Below are 16,440 nucleotides of genomic sequence, written 5' to 3'. Positions count from 1 at the left end.
GAATTATAGAGGTTAGTCCCCCCGTTACGCAACCATAAATAGCGCTTTCAAAGAAGTAGTTCTCTTACATCACCATACCGCCGTCGACATTGATAGTTTGACCGGTAATATATTGCGCTTCGTCAGATAGTAAGAATGCCACAGTTCCCGCTACATCTTCAGCACTTCCAAGTTTCCCTAAAGGAATCGTTGACAATAATTGCTCTTTCATATCATCACCCAATTCGTCTGTCATATCAGTTGTGATGAATCCTGGAGCAACGGCATTTACTAAAATATTACGTGCCGCCAATTCTTTTGCAGTTGTTTTCGTCAAACCAATAACTCCTGCTTTAGCCGCCACGTAATTTGCTTGCCCTGCATTTCCTACAACCCCTACAACAGAAGCCATATTGACGATCCTTCCTGCGCGCTGACGCATCATTTGACGCGTGACAGCCTTAGTGCAAAGGAAAACACCCTTTAAATTAATTGACAATACATCATCCCACTCGTCTTCTTTCATGCGCATCAATAAATTATCTCGGGTGATGCCAGCGTTATTGACGAGAATATCAATGCTTCCGAATTGTTTAATCGTCTCATCCATCATTGCCTTCACTTGTTCAGCATCGGAGACATTCGCTTGGAATACGAGCGCTTCTCCGCCCGCTGAACGAATTTCAGCCGCTACAGTTTCTGCACGATCTTGGCTACCGCTATAATTGACGACTACCTTTGCACCTTCTGAAGCTAAGCGTAATGCGACCGTGCGCCCAATCCCTCTAGAAGCTCCTGTGACTACTGCCGTTTTTCCATCGAATCTTCCCATCATGACCATCCCTTCGCTTCTTCAAGCAACTTTTCAAGCGTTTCTTCATCATATACTGGGTATACTTTAGCAGTACGGTCTATTTTACGGATCAACCCACTCAATACTTTTCCAGGTCCGCACTCTACGAAACGAGTAACACCCAATTCAAGCAATTTTTCAATAGACTCTTCCCAACGGACCGGGGAGTACAGTTGTTCAACCAGTAATTTTTTTATTTCATTCTGCTTTGTTACTTCATTTGCCGTAACGTTCGCGATGATCGGAATTACTGCATCCTTCATTTCAATACCTTCGAGCGTCTTTTGTAACTCTCCAGCTGCTGGTTGCATTAGAACGGAGTGGAAAGGTCCACTTACATTCAATGGCAATGCACGTTTCGCACCCGCTTCCTTCAAGGCTGTACATGCTTTATCCACACCCTCTTTGGCACCGGAAATAACAATTTGGCCAGGGCAGTTTAAGTTGGCTGGTTGCACAGGATGTCCCGACTCTGTGATGTTCGATGTGATCGACTCCAATACATCACGATCCATTCCAAGTATGGCCGCCATGGCACCCTTACCTGCTGGTACCGCTTCATTCATATACAGACCTCTTTTATGAACAGCAACTACCGCATCTTCAAATGAAAGAACTTTGGATTCAACAAGAGCGGTATACTCACCCAGGCTATGTCCCGCTGTATAGTCTGGCGTAATGCCTTCTTCTTCCAAACGCGCTGCAATCATCGCACCCACCGTGAGTAGAGCTGGTTGAGCGTTATAAGTCAACGTCAATTCATCTTGAGGACCTTCTAGCATCAATGAGCTCAGTTCAAAACCAAGAGCTTCATCAGCTTTTTGCAAGAATACCTTACATGCTTCATTCTTCTCTGTGAATACTTTCCCCATCCCTACAGCTTGTGAGCCTTGTCCCGGGAAAACAAATGCCAGTTTACTCAAGATTCCTCTTCCTCTCCGATTGTTTTTTTAATTGTTTCGCATACTTGGTATTGTACCATGGTTCTTGCTTGGCGAACCGCATTAAAAAGTGCGTTGGCATTCGACGAACCATGTGCTTTGATGACAGGATGGTTCAAACCAAATAAGCCCGCTCCACCATACTCCGCGTAATCCATCTTATTCTTCAAATCTTTTAGATCATCTTTGACTAATCCAGCCGCAAGCTTGGTTTTCAACGAAGACATGAACACTTCTTTGATCATGGAAAATACATTCATTGCCGTACCTTCAATAGTTTTCAACACCATATTCCCCGTAAAGCCGTCTGTGACAACGACATCTGCCACACCATTTAACAAGTCACGCGACTCCACGTTACCGATGAAGTTTATAGGTGCAGCTTGCAACTCTTCAAAGGCAAGTTTTGTCAGCTCATTACCTTTTCCAGCCTCTGTACCGATATTTAATAGGCCCACACGTGGTTTATCAATGCCGCGAACTTTCTCGGCGTAAACACTGCCCATGACGGCAAACTGCGCCAACTGCGAAGGTTTACTATCTGAATTCGCCCCAGCATCCAATAACACGAATCCGCTGCCGTCAATCGTCGGTAAAGTCGGTGCCAGTGCTGGTCTTTGAATACCTTCCAAGCGACCAACGATAAAGAGTCCTGCCGCCATGAGAGCACCTGTATTACCAGCCGACACACATGCCTGTGCCTCGCCATCTTTTACCGCTTGCGCCATACGGACCATGGATGCATCTTTTTTCTTTCGAATTGCACGCACTGGCTCATCATCAGGTTCAATGATTTCGGAGCAGTGTACTACTTGAAGGCGCGGATGTGTTTCGAGGAATGGTGCCATTTTTTGCTCATCACCAAATATATGTATTCTAATGTCATCAAATGCATGAAGGCTCTGTAATACCCCTTTCACAATTTCTTCTGGTGCATTATCTCCACCCATTGCGTCTACTGCAATAATCATATGTAATTACCCGCCTTTTTTTGTTGTACGATACATTTGAAACTCCCCCGAGAAAACAGGTTCACTTTCCACTGTCGACAGGACATCGACTACCGTACTTTTATTTTTCAAGGTTTCCTTGCGTACAGTAGCACGAGACACTACCCGATCACCAGCTCTAACTGGCTTTTGGAAGTGCAGTGAGGAACGAACCGTCAATGCTAAGTCATCATCCAAGACAGCTACGGCTAATGAATTCGCCTGTGCAAATAAATGATGACCTCTGGCAATACCATTTCGTTTAAATACATGCACTTCTTTTACATCAAAAATTGAAATCGCTTTATTATCCAATTCCACATCAACAATTTCTCCAAAGATTTCTTCAGCTTGCATAGACTTCACTGTACCTAACATTTGTTGAGATGCTACGGATTTTAACCGCTCTCGCAATTCCGGAATACGACATTCTAACCGATCCAGCCGCACGGTTTGGATGCTCACGGAAAAATGCCTGGCAATGTCTTCATCTGTTAGAAATGGATCTTTTTCAAGCAGCGTTACGAGTAATTGTTGCCTCTCCTGTTTCGGAACTCTCAATTACTACACCCCTCTAGATTAGCACTTGGTATTAACACTAAGTATATAAAGAGGTAAATCAGATTGCAAGAGGTTATCGAATTTACTACGTTCACGTCTATTAGTCTATCCGCTTATCAGTGAGTGCGCCCGACTGCTCAAGACGTCCGCGTAACGTTGCATACTCGTCATTTGTCCAAAATGCATCTGAATTTAACAAACGTTCCGCATCATCACGCGCTATAGAGAGTGCTTTGAAATCATGGACCAAGTCAGCCATTTTAAATTCTGGCATTCCACTTTGCTTCTTACCAAAAATATCTCCTGACCCGCGTAGCTCCAAATCTTTTTCAGCTAAAATAAATCCGTCGTTCGTTTCTGTCATCGATTGCATTCGCATCTTTCCTTCTTCTGTCGACGGATTAGCGAGCAATACACAATACGACTGATCTGATCCTCGTCCTACACGTCCCCTTAATTGGTGTAACTGAGCCAGACCGAATCTCGTGGCATCATAAATCAGCATGAAAGTTGCGTTCGGTACATTGACACCTACTTCTACAACTGTCGTGGAAACAAGGATGTTTAACTGTCCTTCACTGAATTCCCGCATGACTTGGTCCTTTTCAGCTGAAGGCAATCGACCATGCATCAAGCCTACAGTATAGCGACCACCGAAATAATTGTTCAATTCTGCATGCACCTCGACTGCGTTTTGGACATCCAATTTATCGGATTCCTCGATCAACGGACAAATGACGTACGCCTGCCTTCCTGCACGCAACTCTTTTTCCATCTTCTGTAATACAGGCAGTAAAGAGTCTTCTTTCAACCAATGTGTTTCAATTTCTTTTCGTCCTGCTGGTAGTTCATCTAAGATCGAAACATCCATTTCCCCAAATACCGTAATCGCTAATGTTCTTGGAATAGGAGTTGCAGTCATGAATAGTACATCTGGATTTAAGCCTTTATCTCGCAAGACACGACGTTGTTGCACTCCGAAACGGTGTTGTTCATCTGTCACGACAAAGCCCAGTTTATGAAACTGCACTTCAGGTTGGATGAGCGCATGCGTACCGATCAGCAAGTCAATCCCCCCAGCTTCTAAGCGTTCCAACAACTCCTTTCTGGCTTTCGCTTTCGTAGATCCAGCAAGAAAAGCAACAGTTACACCGAATGGTTCGAACCAGTTGGCTAATAATTCAGCGTGTTGTTCAGCTAATATTTCTGTTGGTGCCATCAATGCTCCCTGGAATCCTGCAGTAACCGCCGCATATAGAGCTATGGCAGCGACAGCTGTCTTACCTGACCCCACATCTCCTTGCAGTAAACGATTCATACGGAGTGGTGATTTCAGCTCTGCACATAATTCATTCACCACACGTTTTTGCGCATCCGTTAATTCAAATGGCAACGTACTGATGAACTTCTTTAGCAAATCCAAATCATATTGAATAACAAGTCCTTTTTCTTGTTCTTTGCGTAGTTTTTTCATTCCTTGAATTTTCAACTGAAAAAGTAATAATTCCTCATAAACAAAACGTCTTCGAGCATGCTTAACGTCTTCAGCTTTAGTCGGGAAATGGACCATCTCTAGTGCTTGGGCTATAGAAGGCAGCTTGTATACTTCCAACATCTCACGCGGTAGTGTCTCTTCTATGTCTTGGGCTGTTAAGTCTATTACTGTGCGCATATAACGACGAAACGTTTTTTGATGCATAATCCCCTTCAAACTATAAACCGGCTCAAAATCAGTTTGCTCACCGGCATGTAGACGATTCACCGTAATCGTCTGACGACCACGATCCCATGCTCCCGTAATACTTATTTGCATTCCCGTGTGCAGACGGTTTTTTAAGTAATGCTGATTGAAAAATACAGCTTTCACCAAGTGATGGCCGACCAATAAACGAACTTGCATTCTGGAGCGGTTTTTCCCTGAATAAAACACTGCCGGTTCGGACTCTACCCGGCCTTCTACTGTGACACGCTCACCATGCGGCGTTTCAGTCAAATCTCTCATACGAAAATCTTCATGGCGATACGGGAAAGTATATAACAAATCTTCAATCGTCAAAATTCCTAGCTTTTCGAATTGTTCAGTTGTTGTTTTCCCTATCCCTTTTACTGTACCTACACTATTTTTCAAGATGTTCTCCACGTGAAGAATACCTCCTTCCCATATCTCATTAGAAAACGAATGTTCTTCTTTTTAGTCTACCATGAAAAGGCGGGATAATAAAAACGTTGCCCCTACTTACAGGACAACGTAATGTATTTATTCAACAGAGATAATATATGGATAGAGCGGCTGTTTTCCTGCATACAATTCTATATCCACATGCTCGAATTGTTCTTCGATATAGCTACTAATCTTTTCTGCTTCTTCACGCGTTACATCTTCACCATAAATAATCGTGACGATCTCATCTTCTTCATCAATCATAGAAGAAATGAGGTTCTTTGTCACACCCTCTAATGAAGAATTGGAGCTAGTGATTTTCCCTTGTGCGATTCCCATGAAGTCATCTTTACGGATCGTTACACCATCAATCGATGTGTCACGAACGGCATAAGTGACTTGACCGGTTTTAATAGCAGATGCCGCTTGTAACATTGCTTTCGCATTCTTCTCTACTGTAGCTTCAGGGTTGAATGCCAAAATAGCCGCCAAGCCTTCCGGAACGGTTTTCGTCGCCACAACTGCCGCTTCAATTTCCAATACTTCAGCTGCTTGCTCAGCTGCCATGATGATGTTTTTATTATTCGGCAAGATCAATACTCGTTCTGCACCGATTTCCTGAATTGCTTTGACAATATCCTCCGTTGAAGGATTCATCGTCTGACCGCCCTCAATCACGGCAGATGCTCCGATACTTTTCAAAAGTTCTGCGATTCCTTCGCCCATCGAAACCGTAACAATTGCGTATTTATGCTGGATAGGTTTTGCTGTTGACGCTTCATCTCGTTCCATAATATCACTGTGTTGTTCACGCATATTATCGATCTTCATCTTCGTCAATGAACCATATTTTTTCCCATAAGATAAAGCATCTCCAGGTTCTTCAGTGTGAATATGTACTTTTACTACTTCATCATCTGAAATGACGAGCAGTGAGTCACCTAGTTCGCTTAAGTCTTGACGGAACGTTGCCTCATCAAATGGTTTGTCGAGCAACTTACCCGAATCCAATTTGACCATGAATTCCGTACAGTAGCCAAACTCGATGTCTTCTGAGTTCATGAAACCTTGTATAATGCGGTGATGCTCTGTCATCACTAAATCATCCATTGAGTGCATAACTACCTTCTCAGGTAAGTCCTCACCTTTTAGACATGCCAAAAATCCTTCATACACATATACGAGCCCTTGTCCACCACTATCTACTACTCCTACCTCTTTTAACACTGGCAGTAGATCAGGCGTCCGTTTCAGCGAAGCTTTAGCTTCTTGCACAATAATTTCTAGTAAGGCTGTTAAATCCGATGCATCTTCTATGTGCTCAACCGCCGCGTTAGCTGCATCTTTGGCGACTGTCAAAATAGTTCCTTCTACAGGCTTCATAACAGCTTTGTAGGCTGTATCCACACCGTATTTAAGTGCTTCCGCAAATTGCTTTACGTTTACTTCCGATTCATTCTCAATTTGCTTGCTGAATCCTCTGAATAACTGAGATAAAATCACACCTGAATTTCCACGGGCACCCATAAGTAACCCTTTTGAAAATGCCTGTGCCGTCAAACCGATATGTTCTTGAGCATTTCTTTCTGTTTCCTTTGCACCGGATGTCATGGATAAATTCATATTCGTTCCCGTATCGCCATCTGGCACCGGGAATACATTTAAAGAATCCACATAATCCGCATTTTGATGAAGATGATGCGAACCCATTTCTACCATCTTCGCAAAATGCAATCCATTGATTGAAGTCATTGACTTAAAGGCCTCCTTTTACACGTTCGTTACACGAACTCCCTGAACAAAAATATTTATTGAACTTACTGATAAACCTAACGTGGTTTTCACTATATATTGCACTTTGGATTGTACTTGATAGGCCACTTCAGTAATTTTCGTGCCATAACTCATGATGACGTAGATATCGATATGGAATGCATCTCCCTCGTTACGTACAATCACGCCGCGAGAATAGTTTTCTTTGCGAAGAATTTCTGTAAGCCCATCGCGAATTTGGTGTTGGGAAGCCATCCCTACAATTCCATAACACTCGACCGCAGCCTCTCCGACTACTTGCGCAATTACATCATTTGTAATATCTATCGTACCATGCTCATTTTTCAGTTCGATTGACATTCCTCTTCTCCTCCCCATCTCTAGACACATCATACGTACATTATACGGGAAATCATCAGGAATGAAAGTATTGAAACCGTTAAAATATAGTGTAAAGGAAAAAACCTTGAAAGTATCAAAAAAAATTGTTGCATCGATACGATGCTTATGATAAAGTACTATGGTATGCGAATTGTAACGTGAATCGCTAAATAAATTCACGAGGAGGAACTAAAATGGCTAAACAATGTGTTATTACTGGACGTAAAGCACGTTCTGGAAACACTCGTTCTCACGCTTTGAACTCTAGCAAGCGCACTTGGGGCGCTAACCTTCAAAAAGTTAGAATCCTAATCGACGGCAAACCTAAACGCGTTTGGGTATCTGCAAGAGCTTTAAAATCAGGCAAAGTACAACGAGTATAATAATCTAAAGCTGAAGACGGCGTCTAGCCGCGACAGGCACTGGAAGGCTAGAAGAAAAAGGCGGTTTTTGCCTTTATCTTCTAGCCTGAAGTGTCCCGAGCGGTTGCCGTCTGAAGCTGGATGTAATCTAAAGCTGAAAGCGCCTGGGTAGCCTCGACAGATGTTGGGGGAATTACCATAAAGGCGCTTTTTTGCCTTTCTGGTAATTTCGAAACATTCCGAGAGGCTGGCGCTTGAAGCTGGATGTAATCTAAAGATGAAAGCGCCTGGGTAGCCTCGACAGATGTTGGGGGAATTACCATAAAGGCGCTTTTTTGCCTTTCTGGTAATTTCGAAACATTCCGAGAGGCTGGCGCTTGAAGCTGGATGTAATCTAAAGATGAAAGCGCCTGGGTAGCCTCGACAGATGTTGGGGGAATTACCATAAAGGCGCTTTTTTGCCTTTCTAAAAACAAAAAAACACAAAGCACCTTATTAGGCGCTTTGTGATTTTTCTTTTTTGCGTTTTTTTGTCTTGGCGGCTTTTGGATTGGCAGCAACGGTTGTTTTAGTACGGCTGTCCTTTTGGAAAGCTACTGCGCACTTTCTTACAATGTTACTGACAAACTTCGGAAGCGTGAATGTGTATACTCGCAAATCCCCCAACTCCTTTCAGGAATCTGAACTCCTTACCATTAAGCATATGCCCTCACGGAAGGAGATAGTACAAACATCCGCCACTGTTTCATTACTTGTAAAACGTGTTACACCAATTTCTAATCGTTCGTTCACCGTTTCATATTTGAATCCTGTCAACGTCAACCCTGTCACGACGGGGCCGAACGAAAAAAAGGAAGTATACGGATAGCGTGAATCTTTCTTTACACGTCTTACACCAGGAAGCATGACACGGATATCATTCGTAGTATTGTGTATTTTGAACTTCACTTTACGATTTTCTGCTTGCATACGATACAATAAATGCAAAGCAGACTGTAAGTGATCCAAGCGACCACCTGTCACGCCAGTCAAGACGATATAATCGGGTTCATATGCAAGCGCTCGCTGTACAGCCAGTTCTGTGTCTGTCTCATCTTTATCTTCATTCACATGATGGACAATTTCTACGTTCGAGTGAATCTGTTCAAACTGCTCTTTCGTCACAGAATCAAAGTCGCCAACTGCTTCATTGGGCTGAATACCTTTTTCCAATAAATACAACGCACCGCGATCTACACCGATGTACACAGTATCTTCTTGATCGTATTCAGCTAAGTTAACCACTTCATCTATAGGGCCCGCTGCACACACGATGGCATATTTCATTTCGCCATCACACTTTCACCGGCTGCTTTAATAGCTTGAAGTGCTTTTGCACGGTCTTCTTTACCGTAAATTGCCGAACCTGCAACAAAAATAGTCGCACCCGCTTCCACACAAGGCTTAATTGTTTCTTCGTTGATCCCCCCATCGATCTCGATTTCAATAGAAAGATTTCGTTCTTTGATCATATCAGAAAGTTGCTTCACTTTTGGTAGCACGGAATGAATAAACGACTGTCCGCCAAAACCTGGATTGACTGTCATAAACAATACCATGTCAATATCTTCAAGTACATGCATGATTTGCTCAACCGGTGTATGCGGATTCAATACAACACCTGGTTTCGCACCTGTCGATTTAATCAATTGCAATGTTCTATGCAAGTGAGGGCATGCTTCTACATGTACAGTAATATAATCCGCACCCGCTGTCGCAAAGGCCTCGATATAATCGTCCGGATTTTCAATCATCAAATGGACATCAAGCGGTAGCCCCGTCAACGGACGCAACGCTTCGACGACAATGGGGCCCATTGTGATATTCGGTACGAAATGTCCGTCCATTACATCGATGTGAATTAATTCAGCACCTGCTTTTTCGACTTCATTCACTTCTTCACCAAGCTTTGCAAAGTTTGCAGCTAAAATAGATGGCGCAATTTTTATCATAATTAATACCTCGGCTTTCTATCCGTAATTTCTTGCAAGAACAGCAAATAATTCTCGTAGCGACCTTCCAAAATTATGCCTTCTTCTACTTGGGCTTTCACTGCACAACCTGGTTCTTTCACATGAAGACATCCTCTAAATTTACAACCTTCACCAGCTTCTGAAATCTCCACAAAATAATCCCGCAGTTCTTCTTTTTCGATATGTTCGAAATCCAGAGAACTGAACCCAGGTGTATCAGCGACCAAGCCATCTGCCACTTCCAATAACTCTACATGACGTGTAGTATGTTTTCCTCGACCAAGCGCATCTGAGATCACACCGGTTTTTAGTTGCAGTTCAGGTAATATCGTATTCAATAACGTGGATTTTCCCACACCTGACTGACCTGCAAGTACGGTAGTTTTACCGCTAAAATATGGGCGAAGTGTTTCAAGCAAAGAATGCTTATTCTCTACATTACGTAGAACGGTATACCCGATATGTCGATAATATGCGAGATTTTTTTCGTTTTCTTCCAACGTCTTAGGGTTGGCGATATCTTCTTTAGAAATATACAAAATTGGTTCTAATTGATGTGATTCAATGACTGTTAAGAAACGGTCTAGTAAACGAAGACTCATATTTGGTTCCACTACCGAAAAAACCAGTAATACTTGATCTACATTGGCAATGGGCGGTCTAACTAACTCGCTTTTCCTTTGATGAACATCTGTAATCGTTGCATCATTGGCTCCGTCAGGTACATACGTAACGAAGTCTCCTACCAAAGGATTAATTTTCTTTAATCGAAAAACCCCACGGCTTTTACATTGAATTAAATTCCCTTTATGTTCTACGTAATAAAACCCACTGATCGCTTTTCGGATTTGGCCTTCAGCCATCGAACTCCTCCTCTATTCTAAATCTGCATAGTTGAACTTATCTTCCTCAATCACTGTTTGATCGCGCATGATTTTATAACCTCCACGCTCTCCTTCTAGAAGTTCGATCGTAATCTTACGTGTCGTATCTTCAGTAATCTCAAATTCCTCCATAGGATCATTCATCGTGTGTGTGCGATCCTGTATATAAATCTGGACTTTCTGAGGAATGATTTCCGATTGAGGTTTTGGGTCTGTTTCTGAATCTATTTCATCTTCATCATTTTCAACTGTCGGTTCTTCGGGATAGTCATATGGAATCGTCACAGTCTTTACCAACAATTTAACCGGCTTGGACGCAGGCCCTTTCGAAACCACGACATCCACTCGTTGCCCTTTTTCCATTTTTTCACCTTTAGAAGGCTTTTGTGAAATAACATATCCTTTATCCACTTTATCCGAATGTTCTTCACTGACGATGTGGATCTTCAGTCCAGATGTATTCGCATAGTCTTCTAGTTGTTTAGCGGACATACCTGACAAATCATCAAGAGATTGCAACTCCCTGCCTTTACTTACAGTGAAGATCAACTTAGTTTCTTCCGGAATAACAGACTGTTCTGCTTCAGGTTGCTGGCTGAGAATTGTTCCTTTCGGCTCGTCGGAAAAGACTTCGACTGATTCAATAGGTAAAAATCCGTAACCATCTAAAAAGCGTTTTGTCGCTTCAAAGTTACGACCCGTATAATCACTAAGCACCATAGGATCTTTACCAGCGCTAATAAATAATTTCACGCCGTCTCCCTCTTTACGTTTCTTTCCGGCTTGAGGCACTGTTTTAATGACTTGTCCCGCTGTGTATTCATCGGATGTCTCTTCAAAACGTTCATCTATGACAAAGCCTTCTTTTTCAAGTATCTCTGCAGCAACAAGCTCTTCTTCCCCTACTACTTCAGGTACAATGATTTCTTTCGGTTTCATCATCATCACCAATAGCAGTGTCAGTAATGCTAGTAGCAACAGACTACCCGCTAAAACATATGGCCATTTCTTTTTTTTCTTTTTTACAGGTGCTAGCGGTTCAGGTTTTACGGGATCTACTTTCATTGTGTCTTCAGTAACGGTGGATTTTGAAGCATCTTTAATGGCAGGAATAGCCATTGTCTTGTCATCATCAAACGGCAAGGCGAATTTACTTTCATTCAATCGATCTTGAGATAGGACCGTTAGTAAATCATCATACATATCATCTGCAGACGCATAGCGATAGGATGAATCCTTAGCTGTCGCCTTTAGGATAACATTTTCTACACTTTGAGGTATTTCAGGAAATTGATCCCGGACGGATGGGGTCTCTTCTTGTAAGTGTTTTAACGCAATCGCCACAGCTGTCTCCGCGGAAAACGGTAACTGTCCAGTAAGTAATTCATAAAATACGATTCCGAGTGAATATATATCTGAGCGTTTCGTAGCCATGCCGCCTCTAGCTTGTTCAGGAGACAGATAGTGAACAGTTCCAATAACAGAGTTCGTCTTCGTATGTGCTGTAGAATTCAACGCCATGGCAATTCCAAAGTCTGTTATCTTCACATCATCCTCACCGTTCATCAATACATTTTGAGGTTTAATGTCGCGATGAACAATACCGTTATGATGAGCGTGTGATATAGCAGATACAAGTTGCTTCATAATAGACACAGCCTGTTCTGCCGACAATGCGCCATGAGTATGGATATAGTCTTTCAGTGTTTTGCCGGCTATGTATTCCATCACCAAGTAATGGAGTTCATCTTCTTGGCCAACATCAAAAATATTTACAATATGAGGGTGTGTCAGGCTCGTAGCGGAAAGTGCTTCCCGCTGGAATCGTTTTTTTAACTCTTCTTCATTGGCAAAATCATAATGCAATACTTTGATCGCCACATCGCGGTCGAGGATTATATCGTGCGCCAAGTAAACTCTGGACATACCTCCGTCACCGATCACCCGAATAATTTCGTATCGTTTACCGATTCGCTTTCCAATCATACGGGATTCACCTCAATTTCGGGAATAGCCAGTAGTATGACAGTAATATTATCTTCCCCACCACGCTGGTTCGCTAAGTCTATGAACTCATCCGCTTTTTTTGCTAATGAATTTTCATTTAACATAATATCAAGCATAGTTTCTTTTTCGATTTTATTGCTTAAACCATCTGTACAAAGTAATAAAAACGAATGTGACAGTAATGAAAATGTGTAACGGTCAGGTACGATGGATTTCTCCGAACCTACCGCTTTCATAATCCAATTACGTTGCGGATGCACTTCGGCTTCTTGTTCCGTAATTTCTCCGCTATCAATCAGTACATTAACAAAAGAATGGTCTTTTGTAATTTGCCGAATTGCTTTGCCTGTCACTTGATAAATCCGGCTGTCTCCCACATGAAAAACTACACAGTGATCATCCAAGATCAATGCAAGGTCTAGCGTTGTTCCCATGCCTTTATACGTGTCATCTTCCTGCGCAGTAGTATACAAAAACTGGTTAATATCCACTATCGCATCATACAACAAGTCAATCCAATCCTGCTCCGTTACGACTTCTTTGTCGGCAGACATGAATAGCTCGCCTATCATACGCACCGCCGTAGCACTAGCATAATCTCCGCCCTTATGACCGCCCATTCCATCTGCTATGACTGCGAGTATCGTCTGCTTTTCAGAATGAACGAATACGGCTGCTTCGTCTTCATTCACAGTTCGTTTCTGTCCTGTATCTGAGCGTATTTCATATTCCATAGGCTACCCTCCATTCCAATGGGTCTGGTTAGTTGATTCTTTGTAACGTCGCTACAAAGAAACCGTCACTTTGATGGTCGTGCGGTAATATTTGCAAATAGCGGTACTCATGGTCGCCTTCAAGAATATGGAGTGGAACGAGTGCGAAGTCTGGCTGCTTTTTCAAGAACCATTCCACTATCTCTTCGTTTTCGGATTTATCAATCGTGCATGTACTGTAAACTAAGAGACCGTCTTTTTTCACCAACTGACAGGCAACTTCGAGTAGTTCTTTTTGAATGACTGTTAGATTTTCAATATCTTGTATCGTTTTCTTATATTTAATTTCAGGTTTTCTACGAATAACCCCTAACCCACTACACGGGGCATCTACTAGTACTCGGTCAAAAGATTGAGGTTCATATGTTTTTAATAACTCTCTACTATCTCCGCTATTTGTATGAATGGAAGTCAAACCGAGACGCTCTGCATTTTGGTCAATTAAACGTAATTTATGGGGGTGCAGATCATGTGCTTGAATTTCTCCTTCATCTTTCATACGTTCTGCAATATGTGTAGTTTTACCACCAGGAGCGGCACACATATCCAATACTCGCATACCTGGTTCCACTTGTAATGCGATAGCTGGAAGCATTGAACTCTCGTCTTGAATTGTCAGCAAGCCTTGTTTAAACACTTCTGTAGAAGCGAGGTTACCTGACTCTACTTGGATACTGCTATCAGAAAGAGTACCCGCTATTGCAGTAATTCCTTCTTTTTTCAGTAAGCCGATTACTTCGCCTATATTAGTTTTTGTTTTATTGATACGTGCAGTTGTGATCGGCGGCTGATTATTGACAACTGCCGCAGCGGTTGCTTGTTCCATGCCGTATTGCTCAATCCATCTTCGAATCAACCATTCAGGGTGACTTGTCTCAATAGACAAACGAGCGACAGGGTCTTCAATTTCATCTAAAGAAGGTACGCCTTCACGCAAAATTGAGCGCAGTATTCCATTGACCATCGATGAAACACCTTTATGTCCGCGCTTATTGGCAATTTTTACTGCTTCATTGACAACGGCATGCTCAGGAATTTTAGATAGGTAAATGATTTGATAAACGGATAGACGAAGTAGCTGTCGTACCCACGGTTGTAGTTTCCCTCTAACAAATGGTGCTAAATAATAATCCAGTGTCATTTGTTGTTGTAATGTACCGTAAGTTAATTCCGTCAATAATGCTCGGTCTTTTGGTTGAAGGTCATAGATTTCAATCGTTTTATGAAGCAATAAATTACTATACGCTTGCTCTTCTTCAATTTGCATCAACATGGATAATGCCGCATCACGTACATTGCCACGCCAAATTTTCTTTTTATAATTTGTCATTCAAACTTGTCTCCCACTTGCCATTTTGATCCGATTCCATTTAAGAATACGGTAGCTGTCATTCGTTTTTTTCCGGCTGGTTGTAAATCGGTAATTGCCAATGCACCTTCACCTGTCTGTACAATAATACGGTCCTTTTCTAGACCGATGATGTCTCCAGGTGACGCACTGGATGGTTGTTCTTCCATCTGAGTCCACCAAATTTTCACTTGATCACCAGCAAACTTTGTATAGGCAACTGGCCAAGGGTGTAACCCTCGTACTTGGTTATAGATCGACCTAGCTGAACTCGTCCAGTCAATTCGTTCCTGTTCTCTCGATATGTTTCTTGCAAACGTCACTTGTGTCTCATCCTGAACTGTTCGCTCATTCGTGCCATCAATGATAGAGGGTAATGTTTCTTTTAGTAATGTAGTTCCTGCTACAGATAGTTTTGTAAACATCGTCCCCGTATCGTCTGTTTCTTCAATTGGAGTGGTGACTTGTGAAATGATATCACCCGCATCCAGTTTCTCCGCCATGTACATGATCGTGACACCCGTTTCTTTCTTACCATCCATAACCGCCTGATGAATCGGTGCGCCGCCACGGTAGTTAGGTAATAAAGAAGCATGGACATTTATACAACCGAGTTTCGGTGCCTCGAGTAGTTCATTCGGAAGCAATTGACCAAATGCAGCTGTTACTATTAACTCCGGTTTTAGTTCGAGGATTTCTTCCAACTCTACAGAGCCTTTAAGCTTCTCAGGCTGAATGACAGGTAGACCTAAACGCATTGCTTCTTCCTTTACGGGAGGTGGTGTCAAAACACGCTTACGGCCAACGGGACGATCCGGTTGTGTTACGACAGCTAGGATTTCATATCCCTCATTATATAGCATCGTCAAAACACCTACAGAAAATTCAGGTGTTCCCATGAAAATGAGTTTTGTCATTCGTCATCCTCCTCTTCGTCTTCGAATTCAGATGGATCAACGACACGTTGAATCTTTTTATCGAATAGAACACCGTTCAAATGATCGATCTCGTGTAAGATGGCACGTGCTTCATAGCCTTCTGCTTCTAATTCATATAGCTTACCATTACGTTCTTGTGCTTCAATCCTTACATGGAAAGGACGCTCTACTTCTCCAAACAATCCAGGGAAACTTAAACATCCTTCAACTTCTACTTCAGATCCTCCAGTTGCCGTGACGACAGGATTGATCATTTCGATGATATCTTGTCCTTCATCGAAGTCTACAATCGCCACACGAATCGATTTACCGATTTGTGGTGCGGCTATGCCCACGCCGTCATGTTCTATCATCGTTTCATGCATATTATCAAGTAAGACACCCAATTCATCGTCAAATACAGTTACTTCCTTACATGGAGTCGTAAGAATAGATGATGGGTGCTTGATGATTTTCAATATAGTCAAAATAATTTCCT

At 42.4% G+C, this 16,440-nt stretch carries 17 protein-coding genes; 1 reads left to right on the top strand and 16 read right to left on the bottom strand.

From position 1 onward, the window contains the following. Positions 1 to 64: 64 nt before the first annotated feature. From fabG to SporoP8_RS14680, 7 genes are all read right to left on the bottom strand, one after another. Positions 65 to 811 (bottom strand): 3-oxoacyl-[acyl-carrier-protein] reductase, encoded by a 747-nt coding sequence (gene fabG / locus SporoP8_RS14710; protein ID WP_085133670.1) that lies wholly within the window; start codon positions 809 to 811, stop codon positions 65 to 67. After that, a complete protein-coding gene (fabD, locus tag SporoP8_RS14705) occupies positions 811 to 1,755 on the bottom strand; it encodes an ACP S-malonyltransferase (protein WP_085133209.1) in 945 nt (314 codons plus the stop codon). The genes fabG and fabD overlap by 1 nt, the downstream gene beginning before the upstream one ends. Further along, complete coding sequence (plsX, locus tag SporoP8_RS14700) at positions 1,752 to 2,744, bottom strand: phosphate acyltransferase PlsX (protein WP_085133208.1); 993 nt, start codon at positions 2,742 to 2,744, stop codon at positions 1,752 to 1,754. The genes fabD and plsX overlap by 4 nt, the downstream gene beginning before the upstream one ends. A 6-nt stretch (positions 2,745 to 2,750) precedes the next feature. Continuing rightward, positions 2,751 to 3,323, bottom strand: coding sequence for a transcription factor FapR (gene fapR / locus SporoP8_RS14695; protein ID WP_085133207.1), 573 nt, complete (start codon positions 3,321 to 3,323; stop codon positions 2,751 to 2,753). A gap of 100 nt (positions 3,324 to 3,423) precedes the next feature. Further along, on the bottom strand, positions 3,424 to 5,463 hold the full coding sequence (recG, locus tag SporoP8_RS14690) for an ATP-dependent DNA helicase RecG (RefSeq protein WP_085133206.1): 2,040 nt from the start codon (positions 5,461 to 5,463) through the stop codon (positions 3,424 to 3,426). Between the two features lie 117 nt (positions 5,464 to 5,580). After that, positions 5,581 to 7,236 (bottom strand): DAK2 domain-containing protein, encoded by a 1,656-nt coding sequence (locus SporoP8_RS14685; protein ID WP_085133205.1) that lies wholly within the window; start codon positions 7,234 to 7,236, stop codon positions 5,581 to 5,583. Positions 7,237 to 7,254: 18 nt separating this feature from the next. Further along, the gene (locus SporoP8_RS14680) at positions 7,255 to 7,617 is read right to left on the bottom strand and encodes an Asp23/Gls24 family envelope stress response protein (RefSeq protein WP_029052333.1); all 363 of its coding nucleotides are present in this window, start codon (positions 7,615 to 7,617) and stop codon (positions 7,255 to 7,257) included. 215 nt (positions 7,618 to 7,832) lie between these two features. Between SporoP8_RS14680 and rpmB the strand changes: the two genes are divergently transcribed. Beyond that, positions 7,833 to 8,021 (top strand): 50S ribosomal protein L28, encoded by a 189-nt coding sequence (gene rpmB, locus SporoP8_RS14675; RefSeq protein ID WP_029052334.1) that lies wholly within the window; start codon positions 7,833 to 7,835, stop codon positions 8,019 to 8,021. A gap of 474 nt (positions 8,022 to 8,495) precedes the next feature. Here the strand turns inward: rpmB and spoVM are convergent, their stop codons facing one another. The 9 genes from spoVM to def are packed head-to-tail and all read right to left on the bottom strand — an operon-like array spanning position 8,496 to position 16,429. After that, positions 8,496 to 8,657, bottom strand: a complete 162-nt coding sequence (gene spoVM / locus SporoP8_RS16595; protein ID WP_099626352.1) for a stage V sporulation protein SpoVM — start codon at positions 8,655 to 8,657, stop codon at positions 8,496 to 8,498. Positions 8,658 to 8,672: 15 nt separating this feature from the next. Further along, positions 8,673 to 9,326, bottom strand: coding sequence for a thiamine diphosphokinase (locus SporoP8_RS14665; protein ID WP_085133203.1), 654 nt, complete (start codon positions 9,324 to 9,326; stop codon positions 8,673 to 8,675). Further along, positions 9,323 to 9,991 (bottom strand): ribulose-phosphate 3-epimerase, encoded by a 669-nt coding sequence (rpe, locus tag SporoP8_RS14660; protein ID WP_085133202.1) that lies wholly within the window; start codon positions 9,989 to 9,991, stop codon positions 9,323 to 9,325. Before rpe ends, SporoP8_RS14665 begins: the two co-directional genes overlap by 4 nt. 2 nt (positions 9,992 to 9,993) lie before the next feature. Then, positions 9,994 to 10,875 (bottom strand): ribosome small subunit-dependent GTPase A, encoded by an 882-nt coding sequence (rsgA, locus tag SporoP8_RS14655; RefSeq protein ID WP_085133201.1) that lies wholly within the window; start codon positions 10,873 to 10,875, stop codon positions 9,994 to 9,996. A 12-nt stretch (positions 10,876 to 10,887) separates the two neighbouring features. Beyond that, positions 10,888 to 12,882 (bottom strand): Stk1 family PASTA domain-containing Ser/Thr kinase, encoded by a 1,995-nt coding sequence (gene pknB / locus SporoP8_RS14650; protein ID WP_085133200.1) that lies wholly within the window; start codon positions 12,880 to 12,882, stop codon positions 10,888 to 10,890. Next, complete coding sequence (locus SporoP8_RS14645; RefSeq protein WP_085133199.1) at positions 12,879 to 13,637, bottom strand: Stp1/IreP family PP2C-type Ser/Thr phosphatase; 759 nt, start codon at positions 13,635 to 13,637, stop codon at positions 12,879 to 12,881. Before SporoP8_RS14645 ends, pknB begins: the two co-directional genes overlap by 4 nt. 28 nt (positions 13,638 to 13,665) lie before the next feature. Continuing rightward, positions 13,666 to 15,006 carry a 16S rRNA (cytosine(967)-C(5))-methyltransferase RsmB gene (gene rsmB, locus SporoP8_RS14640; protein WP_085133198.1) on the bottom strand — a complete coding sequence of 447 codons (1,341 nt, stop codon included), beginning with the start codon at positions 15,004 to 15,006 and terminating at the stop codon, positions 13,666 to 13,668. Next, on the bottom strand, positions 15,003 to 15,941 hold the full coding sequence (gene fmt / locus SporoP8_RS14635) for a methionyl-tRNA formyltransferase (protein WP_085133197.1): 939 nt from the start codon (positions 15,939 to 15,941) through the stop codon (positions 15,003 to 15,005). Before fmt ends, rsmB begins: the two co-directional genes overlap by 4 nt. Next, a complete protein-coding gene (gene def / locus SporoP8_RS14630) occupies positions 15,938 to 16,429 on the bottom strand; it encodes a peptide deformylase (protein ID WP_085133196.1) in 492 nt (163 codons plus the stop codon). Before def ends, fmt begins: the two co-directional genes overlap by 4 nt. Between the last annotated feature and the right edge of the window lie 11 nt (positions 16,430 to 16,440).

The sequence above is a fragment of the Sporosarcina ureae genome (assembly GCF_002101375.1).
Classification (GTDB): domain Bacteria; phylum Bacillota; class Bacilli; order Bacillales_A; family Planococcaceae; genus Sporosarcina; species Sporosarcina ureae_B.
This window is presented reverse-complemented; position numbering and strand designations above follow the sequence as displayed.